This window comes from Polaromonas sp. P4_H1, assembly GCF_056400945.1.
Genome location: NZ_JBFUKG010000029.1, coordinates 15,417 through 32,934, shown reverse-complemented (window position 1 = coordinate 32,934; position 17,518 = coordinate 15,417). Strand labels below are relative to the sequence as shown.

The window sequence follows — 17,518 nt, the reverse complement described above, 5'->3', positions numbered from 1 at the left end:
CACCGGCGTCGACATCGCCAACGTCAAGATGAGCATGAACCCGTTTGACGAGATTGCCGTCGAAGAGGCGACCCGCCTGAAGGAAAAGGGCGTCGTGACCGAAGTCATCGCCGTGAGCTGCGGCGTGCTGCAGTGCCAGGAAACCCTGCGCACCGCCATGGCGATCGGCGCCGACCGCGCCATCCTGGTCGAGACCGCCGAAGAGCTGCAGCCGCTGGCCGTGGCCAAGCTGCTCAAGGCGCTGGTCGACAAGGAGCAGCCCCAACTGGTGATTCTGGGCAAGCAGGCGATTGATGACGATTGCAACCAGACCGGCCAGATGCTGGCGGCCCTGCTGGGCTGGCCGCAAGCCACCTTTGCCTCCAAGGTGGAAGTCGAAGGCGGTCAGGCCAAAGTGACCCGCGAAGTCGACGGCGGCCTGGAAACGCTGGCCCTCACGCTGCCCGCCATCATCACCACCGACCTGCGTTTGAACGAACCGCGCTATGTGACGCTGCCCAACATCATGAAGGCCAAGAAAAAGCAGCTGGACAACGTCAAGCCGGAAGACCTGGGTGTGGACGTCAAGCCACGCATCAAGACCCTCAAGGTCAGCGAGCCGCCCAAGCGCAGCGCCGGTGTCAAGGTGGCCGACGTGGCCGCCCTGGTGGACAAACTCAAAAACGAAGCGAAGGTGATCTAAATGACCGCACTTGTAATTGCCGAACACGACAACAACGCCATCAAACCCGCGACCCTCAACACCGTGACCGCCGCCGCCCAGTGTGGTGGCGAGGTGCATGTGCTGGTCGCCGGCAAGGGTGCCGAAGCTGCAGCCCAGGCCGCCTCCAAAATAGCCGGTGTGGCCAAAGTCATCCACGTCGATGGCGTGCACTTTGAGCACGGCCTGGCTGAAAACATGGCCGCGCAGGTGGTCGCCATCGCCGGCAGTTATTCGCACATCCTGTTTCCGGCCACGGCATCGGGCAAAAACATCGCCCCGCGCGTGGCCGCCACGCTGGACGTTGGCCAGATCTCCGACATCACCAAGGTCGATGCGGTGGATACCTTTGAGCGCCCCATCTATGCCGGCAACGCGATTGCCATTGTGCAGAGCCTGGATGCCACCAAAGTCATCACTGTGCGCACCACGGGCTTCGATGCGGCAGCGGCCACGGGCGGCTCGGCTGCCGTGGAAACGCTGGCCGGCGTGGCCGACAGCGGCAAATCGTCGTTTGTCGGCTCCGAGATTGCCAAGAGCGACCGCCCCGAGCTGACCGCCGCCAAGATCATCGTGTCGGGCGGCCGTGCGCTCGGTTCTGCCGAGAAGTTCAACGAAGTCATGCTGCCGCTGGCTGACAAGCTGGGCGCCGCCCTGGGCGCCTCGCGTGCCGCGGTCGACGCGGGCTATGCCCCCAACGACTGGCAAGTGGGCCAGACCGGCAAGATCGTGGCGCCGCAGTTGTACATCGCCGCCGGCATCTCGGGCGCCATCCAGCACCTGGCCGGCATGAAGGACAGCAAGGTCATCGTCGCCATCAACAAGGACCCCGAGGCACCGATTTTCAGTGTTGCTGATTACGGGCTGGAGGCTGATTTGTTCACCGCTGTGCCCGAGCTGGTGGTCGCGATTTACTGAGCATCTTAACGACTGATTTCGCAAAGCACTATTTGCTAATTTCGGATTTCTTCGTTGCTGGGCATTGCGTCTTTCAGGCTCTCTGCGCTTTGAAGAAGCAGGCATCGTTGCTGGATTGGCCATGGCCGCGCCAATACCTCACGTCAATCTGTGCATCCTTCAGCTGATTGTTAACAAGCGATCGGTTTTGAACCTTTACGTAAGTCTCAAGCAGAATAGTTTGACAAGATTGACCTCCCAGGTTCCGTAGGATGACTTCCATTTTTCGTCAGCCTCGTATTGGATATATACGATCGTGCTGTCTTTCAACGTGATTTCATCGTAACTGGCGTCGGGGCCAAAGAGGCGAGCCTCGCTGGAAACTGAGCAATGGATTCACTTCCGAGTAACGTCTCGCATTGAGAATTGCTCTCCCTTAGATGAAGAATTTTGCACTTCCGCTTTGCGGCCACCCATTCACATCAGTGCTGATTCGCTGCGAGCATCAACGCCGTTGTGCGACACCTCGTAGGAGCGTTGGGGGTGGATCGTAAGCCTGCGTGAACTGAAAGCCGAAATATGGGTACGAAAACGGGTAAATTCCCAACCTGTATTTCAGCGATGCTAGGACACAAGAATTGAACCACCAGTCGCGCGCAAAACATCTCTGCATTCCTTCCCATGGATATATGAAATGTCAGCGTGCGATCGAGTCTGCCCGGCAAGCTCATTCGTCGTCGCCTCCGACGAACTGCCTGCGTGCCCATTGCGACAGGGCGACGGCGGTAATGAGCGCGAGGCCGTTGAAGATGCTGGTCACCCAGATCGGAATGCCCAGCATCGTTAAGCCCGTCACGCCGCTTCCAAGAAAATACACAGCAAAGATGGTTCCAGGTGTGTTAAACCGACCCGGCGTGAAGGCGGTCGCACCGAGGAAGGCGGCGGCGAAGGCGGGAAGCAGCAGGTTCATCCCTGAGTACGGGTCGGCCGAACCGAGAAGCCCCGCGTAAAGCACGCCGGCGAAGGCTGCCAAGCCGCCGGAGGCTACGAACGCGAAGAGTCGGCTGCGATCCACATTGACGCCGTTCAGCCGGGCGGCCTCCTTGCCGCGACCGACGAATAGCAGGCGTCGGCCGGACGGCGTGAGCTCGAAGAAATACCAGATCGCCGCGGCCGTCACTAATGCGATGAGAAAGACGTTGGGAATGCCGAGCCAATGCCCGGTCGCAACTGCGATCAGCCTGTCGTCGATACCGCTGATGGTCGACGAGTTCGTCATCCATTGCACTACGCCGGCCATCAGCGAGGTTGTCCCGATCGTCGCCACGAGGGAAGGGACGCGCAGCCGAATCACTAGCACCGCATTGACCAACCCGGCCAGGCAGCCCGCGGCTAGCGCGGCTAAGACTGAGAACCAGAGAGGCGCCCCGAGCCAGACGTTGAGCACGCCGACGATGCAAGAGGAGAGCGTGAGCGTGGCCCCCACCGAGAGGTCGAATTCGTCGGCCGTGAGGGGAATGATGATCGCGAGCGCCAGGACGGCCGACGGTGCCCAGGTGGCGAACATGACCGAGAAATTGCCCCAGGTGAAGTACATGCCGGGCAGCGCGAGAGAAAAGCCGAGCACGACCGCGGCCCAGGTGAAGGCGAGGACGAAGCGCTCGGCGCGCTGTGCCCAGTGGTGTGCGGCGCGCAAGCCGGAAGGCGTGGGTCTCATGCGCTCTGCTCCTCGGTGATTTGACTCGAGTCAGACGCCGCGTAGCAAGCCGCGACCACCGCAGTCTTTGAAAGCTGCTCGCGTGACAGCCAGAGACGCAATCGTCCCTGCGCAAAGATGGCCACGCGATCGCAGAGATCGGCCAGTTGTTCGGCGTCCGAGGTCGCGCACACGACACAGGTGCCCTTGTCCGCCGCCTCTCGCAGGGTCTGCATGATTTGACGCCGGGCCCCCACGTCCACTCCCTGGGTCGGTTCGACCACCAGCAGAAGCCGCGTCGTTCGACGGAGCCAGCGTGCCATGAGGACTTTCTGGGCATTGCCACCACTCAATGTGTTGACTGGGGCGCCCGGCGTGGCCGGCCTGATTCCGAACTCATCGCAGGCACCCTGTGCTTCCCGCATCATGCGTCCGCGGTCAAGGCGTCCGCGTCCCGTGAACTCGCAAAGGCTTGGAAAAAAGAGATTATCCGCAATGCTGAGGGCACCGATGCATCCTGCGCCAAGGCGATCCCCGGGCACGAACGCGACGCCCCGGTCGATCGCCATCGACGAAGTCAGGCCGCGAAGCAACAACGGCGCCTCGCCCGCAAATGTGAGAGTTCCCGAGGCGGCGGCCCTGGCCCCGAACAGGACTTGCGGCAGCATTTCGTAGCCCGAGCCGACCAGACCCGTCAGTCCGACGATCTCACCTGCACGCAGGTCGAGATCGGTCGGCGCCAGGCGGCGTGCGCAGGCGGCCTGCACGGTGATAGCCGCGCCCGGCTGCCCTTTTCTTTGATGACTGTCGAGGCGGCCCTGCGCGACGGTCTCGCCCACGATCATTTTGACGATAGCTGCGCGACCGACATCGGCGGTGCGCCCGGTGCCGACCAGAGCACCATCGCGGAGCACCGCGACCCGGTCGGTGATCGTCATCACTTCGTCGACGTCATGGGTGATGAACATGATACTTGCACCGCGCTCAACGCCTCGCCGCATTAGTGCGAAGAGCCGTTCCACGTCCGACTGCGGCAGAAAAGGGGTTGGCTCGTCCAGTAGGATGAGGCGCGGCGGCGGCGCTGTCTCGTCGAGGTTGGCGAAGGCCCGTACTAAGGCAAGCTGGGCGCGCTCGACAGGAGACAGGCGTTCGACCTGCGTGGCCGGGGAAAAATGCAAGCCATAGGCCTCCAGCAGTTGTGACGCCCGCGTTCGTAATCGGCGCCAATCGATGTAGCTGCCGCCCTCTTGGGCCAGCTCGCTCATGTAGAGGTTTTCAAGTACGGTCAGCGTGGGCGTCAGCCCCAGGTTCTGGTGCACGAAGCGCAGGCCGAGCGCACGCCAAACTCCGGGCGCGAACGGCAGGGATGTGGCTCTGCCATCGAATGTGATCACCGCGCCCGGATCCGGCGCAAGCACACCTGCGAGAATCTTGACCAGCGTCGATTTTCCGGAGCCGTTGCGTCCCAGCAAGCCAAGAATTTCACCAGGGTTGATCGTGAGGTCCACACTCTGCAGCACTCGTGCCCCGCCGAAGGTCTTGCTCAGTCCTTGGATCGCCAGGACAGGCGTCGGCGCGGTCATCGGCTCAGCTTCCATAACGTGCGAAACCCGCTGATATAAGCGTTGCCGTATCCCTTGTCGAAGCTGGCGGGAACGCCGGCGGCGGTCACATTGCTTTTGTCAAATAGATAGAAGGGGACGTTGAGCGACTTGGGAACTGGCAAACCGCACAAGTCGCGCAGGTGCCCGTCGATCGTAGCGTAGGCGATCCAGTCGAGGCTCTCACCGATGTCGAGATCGACCTTGCCGTTGCGCACGAAGTCGAGAGCGAAGGGCGTGCCATTGAAAGTGCCTACGGCGACCGTCTGCGCCCGTCCCGTCAGCGCGACCGCCGGCACAACGAATTGCGACATGCTGTCATAGATCGGCAGCACCACATTCACTTCCGGGTGCGCCTGCAAAGCGGCCTGCAAAGACGGCTGGATCTTAGTTGCCCATTCGGCAAGGCCGACATTGATCTGTTGCGTGATCTTACAAGTCGGGCAGTTGGCGGCGAGCTGCTCGGTTATTCCCCTTACCATCGCACCTGTGGGCGGTGCGTCGTCGCTCTTGATGATAATGATGTTCGCCTTCCCCCCAGTTCGCACAATGCTCCAGTCGGCGAGTATGCGGCCGACTTCGTTGAAACCGATGGTGAGCGAGCTACTGAGCAGTGAATTCTGCACCATGCCGGGGTCGTAAAAATGTGTGGTCGCCACCTTGACGCCCGCACCCTTGGCGGCGCGCAGCGACGGGCCCAAGGCGTTCGGGTCGATTCCCGCCGGCAGGGTAATCATGTCGAACTTGGCCTGGATTGCGTAGTTGACGCCCTGTGTGTGCTGATTGGGCTGGCCCTGGTTTTCCCACTCCGTCACGGTTAGGCCCAGCTCGGAGCCCACCCGCTTCATCCTGTCAGTAATGCCCTTGAGAAACGGATTGGCGCTGGTGAAGGGGATCGCGAGGATCTTCTTGCCTGAGGCGCATACCTTGGCGTCGAAAGCCTCGCCCGGGGCGACGAATTCGGGATTTCCGCTGTAGCGCACCAGCGTTGCCCTGGCCCGCTCGAGTCCGGCATCGGCTGCGCTTGCGTTACCGATGGAGCCGGCGCACACCATCGCGAGCACAAGCGCCGGGGTTAGTTGTTGTATTTTCATGTTTTGTCTCCGTTAAATAGGTTGTTAGAACCACACTTCGAGTTGGGCGCCAAAACTGGTGCCCGAGGTCCTGTCCGCGAAGGCGACCTGGCCCGTGACGTTGCCGGCAGCGCCGTTCCACTTGGCTCTGGTCACATACAGACGGAACTCGGGTCGAGCCCAGAAATCTGCTCCCACCGCCAACGTCGGCGCGATCGTTAGTTTGGTCAGGCGCGCGGTGTCGCCGCCGTCGGGTTTGTACTGGGACACGCCGAGCTCGCTGACGAGCTTGAAGTGTCGCGTGAAGGCATACGACAGCCGGCCTCCAGCGCTGGCGGAATCAGTCGCCACGCCGGAGGAGCTTGTCTCGCGAGCAAGCAGCGCCATGGCTTGGGCGCCCAAGGCGCCGCTCTGCCCGCTGATGACTTCCACGATGCGCCAGCCCTTAGCGCGAGGGCCGGCTGTAAGATCGCCAAAGTTGGCATTGAGCCCAGTGGAGCCTTGAGCGTACTGCAGGAGCAGCATGTTGCTCAAGGAGGTGTCGAATAGCTTGCCCTGGTCGTAGCGCGCCGAGAGGCCCAGGCCCTTGGTGCCGCCGGAAAAATCGCCCTTGGTCGCGGTGGCGAAGAAGTGCAGCGTGCCATTGGGGCCAGCGGGCAGGTCGACATATTCGAGATTGAAACGGTTGCCGGGCCGAGCGGCGTTGGCATCGGTCTTGTAGTAAGCTGCGCCCAGTTTGCCGGGCCCTATCGGCTGACCTTTGAAGCCGGCACCGACGCCGGCCATCTCGATGAATTGGGTGTCGACGATATACACATAGCCCCGCCTGCCGCGCTCCTTTCCGATCCAGAAAGTAGCATCGGGCGCGACGTCGAATCCTTTCGCCTCGGAAAACATCTGTTCGATGCTGAAGCCGCTGCCATTGGTGTCGGTGGCCGCCGTGTAGTGGGTAGCCATCAACGTGACTTTGTAGTCGATGTCGTCCTTCTTGAAGCCTTGCGAAAGCTGGAACTCGCCGTAGAAATCGCATTCGTTGCCCAGCCGGTACTTTAGGCCCGCGCCGCCGCCGTTGAGAGCGTAGCAGCCGCGCGATGCATTGGCGGTGCTGGTCAGACCCGGGCCGGCGCGGAAGTAGCCGTTCCAGTCCACAGCCTCGGCACTACCGGCGGCTAGCGCCAGTACGGCGACTACAGAGCGGGCCGCTAGAGAACAAAAATATTTCTCGATCATGGTGAGTCTCCTGTATTTCTTATTGGATGTAACGAAGCTATCTGAACAATCCTGCAAACTACATGCCATCGCCTGCAGGAGGTCACTCCGTTCTGCGGTGCCCACGCGGTGGACATTCATCGATCATGTCGTGAATGCGATGACGACCTGGCCGTGCGGTGGAAGCGGGTTGCCCCGCTGTCTCATTAGCCTCGACCCAGCGAGGCTTGGCCGCATCAGGGTTTCAATTCCGCGAAGTGAGAGCTCTTGGCGTAGTGGGCCGCGATATCGTCGCTCGTGGTCAACCAAACACCCTCGTGCCCCGTGATGTACTGAAGTACTTTCTCGAGGTACTTGTGACGAGAGGGCTGGTTGATGACAAAGGGATGCAGGCAAAGCGCCATCACCTTGGCTGAGTGCTCCGCTTCCTGATAGAGCTGATCGAATTGATCGATCACCATCCGGTAGAAATCGTCCCCAGACAGGCTCTTGCCGAGGAACATCTGAATGTCGTTGAGCTCGAGCGAATACGGTACCGACATCATTCCTTCGACGTTGAGGGGAAATGGCTGGTCGTCCGCACACCAGTCGAGCACGTAGGAAAGCCCCAGTTCCTTGACTAGCCGCGGGGTGTCGAATGTTTCCGTGAGGGCCGGCCCCATCCAGCCATTGACCTGCTTGCCGGTGGCGTCGGTGATTGTCTTGACGACGTCTGCCAAGTAGCTGCGCTCTTGCTCCACCGTCATATCGGCTTGGAAGATCGAGTTGTTCTTGCCATGGGCGACCCAAGCCCAATCGCGCGCTTTTCCCGCTTCGATGATCTGGGGATGGTGCCGGCAGCAATCCGAGTTGAGGAGAACCGACGCCCGCATCTTGTACTTGTCGAGGGTGTCGATCATGCGCCAGATGCCGACGCGTGGACCATAGTCGCGCCAGCCGTAGTTCAGCGCGTCGGGCTTGAGGTGCGCCGTGCCTCCGAAGATGCTGGTGGAGGGCTTGTCCACCTCATAGTGCTCGATGTTCACACCGACGTAAAACGCGATACGAGCGCCGTTGGGAAAAGCTAGTTTGGGACGAGCGATGATCGGTGAATAGTCGTAGAGCGTGTTGTTCAACTGAATCTCCATTTCTCGAAATTGATGAGCGCCCAGATTCCAAACGGGTCTCGGCGACGGGCCGAAACAAGCTCGGTGGCAGGGTGACGCGGATCATAGAGCTGGCCAACGATTTGTAGAATGGTGCTAGTGTTCCGAACACATCGGATGTAGATGTCCGCAATTAAAGTTGCTGGGCTGCGCGTCAGCTTGCCGCTTGCGGGCATGCTGATGATGCCGGTGCGGAGCGTCTTACCCCACATTAGCCCAACTGGTATCAAGTTGTCTGTCCAGGCGGACGTAGGCGCATCTTTCTCCTTGTAATACAAGAATGTGCCGTAGACCCAGCCTGTTTGCTCTTTGACTCGTTTATCCTTTACGCCAAAGTCTATTTGCATCAACCGCATCGGTTTGGTCTTGCGGATCGTCGCGGTATCAACGCTGGCATAGATGTTGGCTTCCCAAATCGGCGCACCTTGAAGGAATGGAACCTCTTCGTCGGTCGCTTCCGTGAAAAGGAACTTAGCTACGAAAGATCCATTAGGGAATTTTGTCTCCGTCAGGTTGACTTCTCCGCGGCTGCGCCAGATTCGACCAAGAAGATAGCCTCCCGGCGCATTAAACATGCCTACGGCCCAAGTTTGTACTTTCTTATCCAATCCCCCGTACAAGAACTTTTTTGGAGCAGGCCTCTCTTGAGTCAACCCGCATATCGGCTCGCGCCCGCTCCCTATGGATCCTTTTTCAATATTGGCGATGCGGTTTCCGAAAGAGAAGGTCATCCAAGGCATGTGGTACCAATCTTTTGATACCTTTGGACAGTTTGCTGAAATGTCTCCCTGAAAGGAGGACAGCGCATATCGGAGAACCGCACGGTAGTAATTGTCGACCTCTTCTGGCTTGCGGGGATCGAGCGTCATCCACGGTTGTGTCTCCATAGATGCAAAGCTACTAGGAAACTCGTAGTTGGCGGCGAATAGGTCGGCCGCATTCCCACCCCAATCGGCGGGTTTTCCCAAGAGCGAACTGGCAAACCCGATTGCAGAAGGGCTAGTGAGAGTGGGAGCTGGGGAGATATCGGCGACCACCCCACTTTTCTGTGCGGCAGCCTCAGCGCTCCATCCCAATACCAAACCGAGAAATAAAACTGTGGCAGAGGGCTTCATAGAAATCTCACAAAACTTTTGTTGAAAGTTGGCGCGTACTTTTCGAAGAAAGGGCAACGACTGGAACTCTTTCGCGTGCTCCAGTTAGAGGATCTGATACAACCTCAGCTCGCGCCCTAAAACTTCAACCCAAAGCTTGCACTGGTACTGCGTAGAAACTTGAACGTGGGCGCATCGCGGCCGGCCGAATAGGCCAACTCAAAACTAATCGCATCGGTGATACCGAAGTTCAGGCTCGCCCTGCCCAGCGCGTGATTCTTCTCAGTTTCCTTTGGCAATCTCCAGAATGTTGCCTGCAATGAAGCGCCCAGGTGCGGAATCCGTAGTGCAGCTGCAGCCGCAGGAAAATCCGCATCCAACCGAAACAGCGACTTCAGTCGCAGCACCGTGTCGCTCGTTTCAGCTGAGCTCCCAACATCAAATGTTTTGCCTACCTCGAGTCCGAAGGTGGCCAGTGGCGCAAGTACTAAACCCGGTGGTGACGCAAGGTTGCCGATGGCGTTACGCGGCCTGGGTCCGGTAGGCACAGGTGTATATTTTCCTAACCAGCCGTATATCGGGGTCACAGCCAGTTCAATCATGCCCTTCTTGGTCCCGCTCTTCCGCTCGGTTTCATATTTCAGGTTCGCCACAAACTCGGCGCCTTCACCCGGGCTGGGTTGCCAAATTTTGTAGCCACCAGCACGTAAGCGTAACGCGTCGAAGGGTTTCTGGTCCCCGCTTGAGGTCAATGCGCCCTCAAACGAATACCGCGGGAACCACCCTGCATAGCCGCCGTGTTGTGGCTCCCAAATTACTGCGAACTCTGAGCGGTACGACGATGACCTGTTGCCGCCTTCTTTCTGTGCAGCGTTCCAGCTAAAAACCGCGGGTTCTTGCGCCAGCAGCTTTGATAAGGTGTCAGATCGCTGCAGCTTGAAGCCGGCTGCCTCGGCGCGCTTGCCAAAATTAGGCGTCACGCTGGCGGTCAGTCCATCGGCTTGCGCCAGCACCACATCGTCGTTGTCAATGGCCGTCACTTTGTACTTGGCCTGGTAGCCGGGCTTCAACTCAAAGCCATTGCCGCCTACCTTATCGGCTGTGCAGCCAAAGGCGGGGCAGTCCACCGTGAACTTAGCCCATGCTGCGCTATCGTCGGCTCTAACCTGGTCAACCATTTCACCGGCGATACGATAGGTCTTCGCGCCCGGGACCGCCGCCCATCCCACAATGATGCGGCCATCATCAAGGTCGACGGGTGACACCGATTGGTTCCGCGGCGTGGTCATCTCCAGTCGAGGCGGTTGTGCCGACAACACTAGGTAGCGCCACGTCCACTGGCCCGCAGGCAGCGCTGTACTGGGTGCGCGTAAGCCATCGGTTCCGTTAGGCAAGGGCCATCGGTCGGTTTTGCCCGCGGCGTCCATCACGAAAATGACGTAAGCATCCTTTGGGTTGCTTAGCGCTGGAAGCGAAAACTGCCCGCCTTCGTAAGTCGCCTTGGGGTCATTGGTGGCGGGTACTGCCCAAGCGGTGACACATTGCGCAAGCGCTACGGCAGTCAGTACCGTTCGCATCGCGGCTTTCATCCCAGGTCCTTCTCGACCATGGCCGCCACATGTTCCACCGTCTTCAGTTTGGCGTCGGCAAACTTGTTGGGTGTTAGCGTTTTCATTTCGCAGCCTTTTACTGCCAGCCGCGCGCGTATGGGCTCGTAGTACATTTTTCGAAGCACAGGAGTGTGACCCAAGCCGTTGGGCCCGAGCGACGTGGGTACGCGAAGTTCAACGGCTTGCGCGAAAAAAGCTGCTCGAACTGGAAAAGCAGCAACAGGGCAATCCCAAGGCCTCATCCGTGGGGCATGCCGGAGACTGGCTGGAGTTGTTGCGCCTGCTTGATGCGACACGCGCTAAAAGGACGCACCTGGAAATTGCAAAGGCAGTATTTTCACGGCATTGCACTGGCACTGGCGGTTTAGCAAAGTCTGACGACGAACTGCGAAGCCTGGTAAAGGTGCGGAAGAAGCAGGCCGACTATCTCGCCAAAAAGGGCTACCTCTGCATTGCCGCTTGCCCGGCCAAACCGCCGCCAGGGCAGGGCGCTTAATTTGCCGCCACATCAGAGCACCGCCAGGGCGTTGCGCTAAGTGATCGAATGATCTGAAAGTCGCACTCGCAGCATTGGTGCAGCCCAAACACAAACTGGCATAAAGCTTGGCGCTACTGGGCTGTTTTCCTACTTACCAAAACACCCATTTACCGTAAGTGCAGGCGCAATTGGTGTTTGGCGCACGCTATGCAAGCGCGCAGCGTGTGGTGTGGGTCGTGCTGCGTGCCCGCCGTTGGTGGGTGACTCCCCCCCCCGCTTGTGCAGGCGCGTGTTGATGTCTGGGGAAACACTGGGTGGAGAACCAGAACCGGCCGACTTCCATCGACAGAAATAACTGATTGTTTGCGAGCTCACGGACTTCCGTAGGCTATGACGCCTTGAGGGTAAATTTCCACTCAGCGTAAGAGTTCTTTCCCTCGAAGGATTTGTATTCTTTGCTGAACCCTTTTTTCTTAAGGGTTGGTTGATTGGAACGGCTGCTAATCCCGATGATCCCGCTGCCTTCACGAACAAGTTGCCAGTCCGTTTGTCCGGTCATGGGATCCGGATAAAGTCGGCGCAAGTGATGCATTGGTTTCGGGAACCGGTGATCATTCACAAGATCTTCCAGGGATTGCGGCAAAGAACGTGACGAACCTGGCGGAATCGTGTTGTAGTAGGAAGCGAGCGCACGGCGATACTGATCACCGACGAATAACAGTTGCTCTTCCCTATCGCGCTGGGCCTGGGTTTGATGCATTTGGACGAGGCTGTTCGCCCCCAGCGTGGTGACCAGAACAAACACCAAGACCGTTAGCAGTACCACGCCGCGCTGTTTTTGGGATGGAGGCGCGCGCATCATCGCTTCACCAGTCAGTCATACTAGTGCCGTCTAGTCCACGACGCTCTGATTTGGATGAGATATCAAACACATCCTGTCCTTGAGAAAAATCACTGGCATCCGCACCATAGCTTCGAATGTTCCAGGTCTGAGATGCCGGCGTAGTTTTATCCGCAAAGAACGGGTCCCGCGGTATGCGCCGCAAGAGCACCAGTGGTGTGGCACTAAAACCCAGCGAAGCAGACTTTGCAACGCCTGTCACCAACACATCCAGGCTGGGTGGATAGCCAGACGTACCCGTCGGTTTGTCGATGACCCCCGCATCCGAAGCCGCCTTGTAACTGTCCAGCGCTTGTCTAATCGTTCGCAAGGCCCCTCGAAGCTCGGCTTCTTTGGCGCGGGTTTCCATCAATGCGCTGAGTGGCAGCACCACAGCGGCCGCAATGCCGACCAGGGCGAGCGTGACCAACAATTCAACCAGGGTAAATCCACGGCTTCGCGACTTCATACGTGCGTCAGTTTGAGGGTTGCGGAATCAGGGTCATTTGGGAGCGGCAGCAGCACCGGCAGCCGCATCCAGCAGGGGCGGGTTGTTGTCTGAAATGGCAGACGTTTCCACTGGTATTGGCACGTCGCCAGATTGGGAGCTCAGCATCGGAGGGGGGGCGACCTCATAAATGCCGGACTCCTGACCTGCAGGATTCGGCAACGTCGTCCAAGTGTTCGAGCCGGTCACAGGGTCTAGCGGGATGTGACGCAGGTATTGCTTGGTGACCAACTCTGAGAGTTCATTGGGAAGTCGTCCTTGGTCCGCCTTGAATTTATCGATAGCGTCACGCAAGGTGGCCAGATTCTGTTGGCGCACTTTTTCTCGCGCGGAATCGGCCGCTTGGAGATACCGCGGCAAGGCGATGCTGAGCAGCAAGGCCAGGAGCGTGAATACCACCAGCAGCTCAATCAGCGTAAAGCCACGAGTTGACCGCACGTGCTTTTGCCTGGTCACTGACGAGACCTCGTATTTCACGTCCTGCCCGCTATTGACATGATGTTGGTGTCGTCTCATCGGGTGGTTGGGGACGGGCGAACGTACATCGCCGGCGGCGAAGGCAAAGGATTATTGCCACCTCCCATCGGTGATCCGGGCGCGGCAGTCGGAGCGGGCATTGGATTGATCAGTGGCTGGCCCGGAATTCCTGGCATGGCACCACCGGGAGGGGGAAAGGCAGGGCGAATGCCGCCGGAAGCGTTGTTTGTCGAACCTGCTCCATCCGCGAATGAGCCGCCGAAGGTGCCGGAGATCTTCAGTTGCGTGACAGGTTCGGCGAGGATGGGCCGCTCGCGCAAAACATTGGCCGTGCCGGAGAAGATGTTCCTGGTGTCCGGCGGAATGGTCGGGATACTGCGAACAATGTGTGGCGTGATGGCCAGGACAATTTCGCTGCGGTTGTCCGCCCCGTCGTTATTCCCGAAGATGCGTCCTATGAGGGGAAGGTGCCCGAGGCCAGGGATCAAGGAGGCCGTGTTGCGGTCCTGGTCGGTAATAAGGCCGCCAAGGATCTGGGTCTCGCCATCCTTGAGCCGCAGGTTGGTGCTGGCATTTCGCGTGCCGATCTGGTAAGACCGGCCGCCTTGTGCATCGGTAAAGGCCTGGGCAATGTTGCTAACCTCCAGGTTGATCTTGATGCCTACATCATTGTCGCCGTACACCTGTGGCTCAAATTCAAGTTTGAGGCCTACATCTTGATAACTAACGGATCCTGTCACGACAGCCGAGCCTGTACTGATGGGTGTTACGGTGTTCGTGATCGTGGGAACCCTGTCGCCAATCATGATCTTGGCTTTCTCCTTGTTTCTCGCGCGAATGCGCGGGCTCGCGAGAATCTTGGCGTCAGCATCCTCAAGCTTGAAATTCAACGTCGCTGACAGCGGTGAGACCAGAAGATCGCCGCTCGTCATGCTTCGGAGTGCGCCAAGGGTTAAGGTGCCAGCAGCCCCGGGTGTCGTAACGCTGAAGCTGTTGGGCGGTTTGATGCCGATATTGCTGGTGCGAGTTCGGGACACTTCAAGGACCTGTACTTCCAGCATGATCTCCGGGTCAGGCACATCGTGAACGGCAATGAGTCGTTCCGCAAGACGCAATCGTTCTGGGGTATCCCGGATAACCAAAATCCCGGTGCGCTCATCGGCCGCCACTTCCTTGAGTTTGAGCATCGTCTTGAGCATGCTGCTCAGGTATTTGATGTCTGCGTTGGTGACTCGGAATGAACGAATGGTGAGATCTTCATACTCGGCCTCTTTCGCCGCGTTCGCGGGATAAATCATCATGGTGTTGCCGTTGACCACGCGTTTTTCGAGCTGGTTTTGCAACAAGATGAGATCGATGGCATCCGATACGGAAACATCCCGAACAAATATCGTCGCTTTATTGTTTTGCTTGACATCCTTATCAAACAGAATGTTCATTCCGGTGGACTTGGACAGGGACTCGAACACGACCCTAAGGGTTGCGTCATTGAACTGCAAGGTCACGGGCGCATCCAGGATGGATCGTGCAGCAAGGTCCTTGGCCTTTACCAGCTCAAGATTTGCCTTGGCATCCATGGCGGCTTCCTTGAGTTGGGAGGCGCGTTGGTTTTGAGGGTGATCTTCAAGTACCTGGGACGCACGGTCGAGCGCAAGCTCCATCTTTCCTTGTTTGAGGAACTCCTCGCCTTGTGTTAGCAGCTTGTCGTAACGGGCATCTTGAGGTAATGCCGACAGTGCGAGTTTGGCTCTTGCATGACCGGGATCCAATTTCAACACTCGCTCGTAGGCGGTACGTGCTTCAGTCAGTTTTCCATTGGCACGCAGGTTATCTGCTTGGGCCAGCAAGTTCAGGATGTTTTGGTCGCGCTTGAGTAGATGGTCGATCTTGTACTCGGGGTTCCTAGGGTCTTTTTGCGAGGCGATTCCCAAAGATTGAATTCCCTCGTCGGTCTGATCCATCGAGAGTTCAACCATGCCCTTGGTGTGATGAAAACCCGCGCAACTACTCAGAACGGCACTGCATGCAATAGCAACACTTTTAAGGATCCAGTGCCCCTTGCCGTGAATAGGCCTTGAATCAGAAGAGTAAGCCATGGCAACGTGTTCTTTCATGAGGGATAAATGCGTCAGATACGAATAAAAATGCACTTCAACGTGCCAAGGGCAGGAACTGACGTTGCTTGAGCGGCAAGTAGGTAAATTCGATTTTTTCAGGGCTTATGTTTTCCACCTGATAACTCGGGCCGATGGAGTCCCCAGCCCGCACGGCCAACACGTTGTCCCCTTGGCGCAGGAATGCAACGGGCTTTCCTTCCGCGATTTGGGCGCCATGAATGGCGCCAACTGCGATAAACGGAATTGGGGGAGCCGTGGGAGGAGGCGGTGCAAGGGGAACCGCAGCCACTTGGGGTGGCGGCGGTGGTTCGGGCGATGTGGACTTGGCCTGGCGCTTCTTGCCGGATGCGAGTTCTTGTGGACCACCAGGCGTCGCAGGCTTCTTGTCAAGATCCAAACCTGCCATCAAATTCAAGGCCCCAAATGGATTGAGGATGACGTGCTGGTCCATGCGGACCATATCGGCTTGCTGTTGTGCAATGACGGAGGTGTTTTGAAGTTCTTTCAGGGGAGGATGCGCCTGCGCGGCCGAGGTGCGCGGGGCACGTGTTGCTGGCGCGGCAATGCTTTTCCCCTCATCTTTGGCCGTCATCATCCACATCTGAAACGCGGCCGCCAGGAAAAAGCTGAGAATGCCCGTCGCCCCCAAGCCAACAAGGTGCGGCCAGCGACGAACGATGGGTGGTCGATTTGGCGCAGTCATCGTAGTTTCGCGTAATCCACTTGCGTGTCACTCGTGCTCTGCGATCGATTTGTACCTTGTGAAACCGGTGAATTCTTCGGTGGTGACTGGTAGAGAAAAGACAGCTTGAGCATGACGTGTTCCTGCAAAGCGGCATCGTCCTTGTGTTCAATGCGAATCTCTTGCAAGGAGACGTGAGGCATGGCGTTTAGCAGCTCTGCTACAAAACCTTTGAGTTTTGGATACTCTTCATTCACGCGGAGATTGAGCGTTCGAACAAGTAGGGGCAAGGTCGTACTGGGCTCGATGCGGTACTCAATGGCCCCAAGATTCACACCCTTGTCTTTGGCAAGTTTGAACAGACGCCCCAGATCGGCAAGGTGAGTGTTGTGTTCTGGTGCGGAAAAAATGGGTTCAATCGACTGAGACGGCTGCCCGGGAAATTGCGCGCTATTGGGCTGCTTTGAAATTACCCGTGACGAAGCTGCAAGCAACTCATTGGTTTGACCTTGGATGTGCCAGGAAGCGGCCAGCATCAGCAGCCCACAAATGCCCGCACACAGTCCTGCCTGGACGGGCCAGTCCACTTGCGAGATCACGCGCGCCCAGTGCGAAGGCGCGAGAGACCGGAGTCGAAACCATGCGCGATAGTTGGAAAATTTCATGTGATGTTTTGACGATGATGGCAGCTGGCGTTGGCGGCGTTAGGCTCAGGGCAGTGTGCTGTAGGGGCGAGCAACGTTCGCCCTGGTATCCGTTTGAGATAGCAATGTCATGGCACTGGGGTCCCACAAGACGGTCATCTGGAAGCGAATAACGTCAGGCCCGGTCTTTTCGTCAGGCTGTTGCATCGTGACTTCAACGTTGCGTATGTAGCTATTTTTCTGCAGCGCGTCGACGTACTTCAGCATGACGTGAGGGTTGGCTGCCAATGCGGTAACGCTTACCTGAGCCACATTGGCTTGTGCATTGGACGGAACGAGGGCCAGAATGGATACACCACCCCGCACCGCCTGGGCGGCCGTTTCCAGTGCGCCGAAAAGTCCAGACCAGGACATGCGCAACATCGTTTGAATCTTTTGCTGTGCCTTGGCACGCGCTAGTGCGGCTGGATCGTTTTGTCGTAGCAACGCGGTGCGTTGAACATCTGCCTGGGACCGCACCGCGGCATTGGCTGCCGTGTGGACATCGGTAGCCTGCTTCATGGCTTGAATGCCCTGTGCCAACGGCCAAATGCAGCCACCGGCAAATAGCAATCCAGCGGCTAACACCATCCAACTGGCGCGCGTATGCCGCGGAGCGTGGGGCGCAATATTAAAGGGATCGCGAACAGAAATGCTTTTCATCGGGT

General features: G+C 58.3%; 16 protein-coding genes. 2 read left to right on the top strand and 14 right to left on the bottom strand.

The genetic code is table 11. The annotated features are described in order from the left end of the window. Window positions 1–682 (top strand): electron transfer flavoprotein subunit beta/FixA family protein (locus AC1DS5_RS24465; protein WP_477720840.1); only part of this gene is annotated, 682 nt, incomplete at its 5' end. Continuing rightward, window positions 683–1,618, top strand: coding sequence for an electron transfer flavoprotein subunit alpha/FixB family protein (locus AC1DS5_RS24460; RefSeq protein WP_477720839.1), 936 nt, complete (start codon window positions 683–685; stop codon window positions 1,616–1,618). Between the two features lie 706 nt (window positions 1,619–2,324). On the opposite strand, the gene AC1DS5_RS24455 is transcribed toward AC1DS5_RS24460, so the two are convergent. The 14 genes from AC1DS5_RS24455 to AC1DS5_RS24390 form a co-directional block, all read right to left on the bottom strand. Further along, on the bottom strand, window positions 2,325–3,314 hold the full coding sequence (locus AC1DS5_RS24455; RefSeq protein WP_477720838.1) for an ABC transporter permease: 990 nt from the start codon (window positions 3,312–3,314) through the stop codon (window positions 2,325–2,327). After that, window positions 3,311–4,876 (bottom strand): sugar ABC transporter ATP-binding protein, encoded by a 1,566-nt coding sequence (locus AC1DS5_RS24450; RefSeq protein WP_477720837.1) that lies wholly within the window; start codon window positions 4,874–4,876, stop codon window positions 3,311–3,313. Before AC1DS5_RS24450 ends, AC1DS5_RS24455 begins: the two co-directional genes overlap by 4 nt. After that, window positions 4,873–5,988 carry a sugar ABC transporter substrate-binding protein gene (locus tag AC1DS5_RS24445; RefSeq protein ID WP_477720836.1) on the bottom strand — a complete coding sequence of 372 codons (1,116 nt, stop codon included), beginning with the start codon at window positions 5,986–5,988 and terminating at the stop codon, window positions 4,873–4,875. The genes AC1DS5_RS24450 and AC1DS5_RS24445 overlap by 4 nt, the downstream gene beginning before the upstream one ends. A gap of 24 nt (window positions 5,989–6,012) precedes the next feature. Then, complete coding sequence (locus AC1DS5_RS24440; protein ID WP_477720835.1) at window positions 6,013–7,197, bottom strand: carbohydrate porin; 1,185 nt, start codon at window positions 7,195–7,197, stop codon at window positions 6,013–6,015. A 215-nt stretch (window positions 7,198–7,412) separates the two neighbouring features. After that, window positions 7,413–8,291 (bottom strand): polysaccharide deacetylase family protein, encoded by an 879-nt coding sequence (locus AC1DS5_RS24435; RefSeq protein ID WP_477720834.1) that lies wholly within the window; start codon window positions 8,289–8,291, stop codon window positions 7,413–7,415. After that, window positions 8,288–9,436 (bottom strand): hypothetical protein, encoded by a 1,149-nt coding sequence (locus AC1DS5_RS24430; protein WP_477720833.1) that lies wholly within the window; start codon window positions 9,434–9,436, stop codon window positions 8,288–8,290. The genes AC1DS5_RS24435 and AC1DS5_RS24430 overlap by 4 nt, the downstream gene beginning before the upstream one ends. Window positions 9,437–9,552: 116 nt before the next feature. Continuing rightward, window positions 9,553–11,004 (bottom strand): hypothetical protein, encoded by a 1,452-nt coding sequence (locus tag AC1DS5_RS24425; protein WP_477720832.1) that lies wholly within the window; start codon window positions 11,002–11,004, stop codon window positions 9,553–9,555. 887 nt (window positions 11,005–11,891) lie between these two features. Continuing rightward, window positions 11,892–12,365 (bottom strand): type II secretion system protein, encoded by a 474-nt coding sequence (locus AC1DS5_RS24420; protein ID WP_477720831.1) that lies wholly within the window; start codon window positions 12,363–12,365, stop codon window positions 11,892–11,894. A 4-nt stretch (window positions 12,366–12,369) separates the two neighbouring features. Next, window positions 12,370–12,852 carry a type II secretion system protein gene (locus tag AC1DS5_RS24415; RefSeq protein WP_477720830.1) on the bottom strand — a complete coding sequence of 161 codons (483 nt, stop codon included), beginning with the start codon at window positions 12,850–12,852 and terminating at the stop codon, window positions 12,370–12,372. A gap of 33 nt (window positions 12,853–12,885) precedes the next feature. Further along, the gene (locus AC1DS5_RS24410; protein WP_477720829.1) at window positions 12,886–13,368 is read right to left on the bottom strand and encodes a type II secretion system protein; all 483 of its coding nucleotides are present in this window, start codon (window positions 13,366–13,368) and stop codon (window positions 12,886–12,888) included. Window positions 13,369–13,403: 35 nt separating this feature from the next. Next, window positions 13,404–15,482: a secretin N-terminal domain-containing protein gene (locus tag AC1DS5_RS24405; protein ID WP_477720828.1), complete on the bottom strand. Its 2,079-nt coding sequence runs from the start codon at window positions 15,480–15,482 to the stop codon at window positions 13,404–13,406. A gap of 37 nt (window positions 15,483–15,519) precedes the next feature. Further along, window positions 15,520–16,188 (bottom strand): hypothetical protein, encoded by a 669-nt coding sequence (locus AC1DS5_RS24400; RefSeq protein WP_477720827.1) that lies wholly within the window; start codon window positions 16,186–16,188, stop codon window positions 15,520–15,522. Continuing rightward, window positions 16,185–16,832, bottom strand: coding sequence for a hypothetical protein (locus AC1DS5_RS24395; protein ID WP_477720826.1), 648 nt, complete (start codon window positions 16,830–16,832; stop codon window positions 16,185–16,187). Before AC1DS5_RS24395 ends, AC1DS5_RS24400 begins: the two co-directional genes overlap by 4 nt. 45 nt (window positions 16,833–16,877) lie before the next feature. Then, a complete protein-coding gene (locus tag AC1DS5_RS24390) occupies window positions 16,878–17,513 on the bottom strand; it encodes a hypothetical protein (protein ID WP_477720825.1) in 636 nt (211 codons plus the stop codon). Window positions 17,514–17,518: the final 5 nt, after the last annotated feature.

Coding starts and splice junctions, on each gene's coding strand:
- AC1DS5_RS24460 (WP_477720839.1), top strand. CDS start 683: ATGACCGCACTTGTAATTGCCGAACACGACAACAACGCCATCAAACCC.
- AC1DS5_RS24455 (WP_477720838.1), bottom strand. CDS start 3,314: ATGAGACCCACGCCTTCCGGCTTGCGCGCCGCACACCACTGGGCACAG.
- AC1DS5_RS24450 (WP_477720837.1), bottom strand. CDS start 4,876: ATGACCGCGCCGACGCCTGTCCTGGCGATCCAAGGACTGAGCAAGACC.
- AC1DS5_RS24445 (WP_477720836.1), bottom strand. CDS start 5,988: ATGAAAATACAACAACTAACCCCGGCGCTTGTGCTCGCGATGGTGTGC.
- AC1DS5_RS24440 (WP_477720835.1), bottom strand. CDS start 7,197: ATGATCGAGAAATATTTTTGTTCTCTAGCGGCCCGCTCTGTAGTCGCC.
- AC1DS5_RS24430 (WP_477720833.1), bottom strand. CDS start 9,436: ATGAAGCCCTCTGCCACAGTTTTATTTCTCGGTTTGGTATTGGGATGG.
- AC1DS5_RS24425 (WP_477720832.1), bottom strand. CDS start 11,004: ATGAAAGCCGCGATGCGAACGGTACTGACTGCCGTAGCGCTTGCGCAA.
- AC1DS5_RS24420 (WP_477720831.1), bottom strand. CDS start 12,365: ATGATGCGCGCGCCTCCATCCCAAAAACAGCGCGGCGTGGTACTGCTA.
- AC1DS5_RS24415 (WP_477720830.1), bottom strand. CDS start 12,852: ATGAAGTCGCGAAGCCGTGGATTTACCCTGGTTGAATTGTTGGTCACG.
- AC1DS5_RS24405 (WP_477720828.1), bottom strand. CDS start 15,482: ATGAAAGAACACGTTGCCATGGCTTACTCTTCTGATTCAAGGCCTATT.
- AC1DS5_RS24400 (WP_477720827.1), bottom strand. CDS start 16,188: ATGACTGCGCCAAATCGACCACCCATCGTTCGTCGCTGGCCGCACCTT.
- AC1DS5_RS24395 (WP_477720826.1), bottom strand. CDS start 16,832: ATGAAATTTTCCAACTATCGCGCATGGTTTCGACTCCGGTCTCTCGCG.
- AC1DS5_RS24390 (WP_477720825.1), bottom strand. CDS start 17,513: ATGAAAAGCATTTCTGTTCGCGATCCCTTTAATATTGCGCCCCACGCT.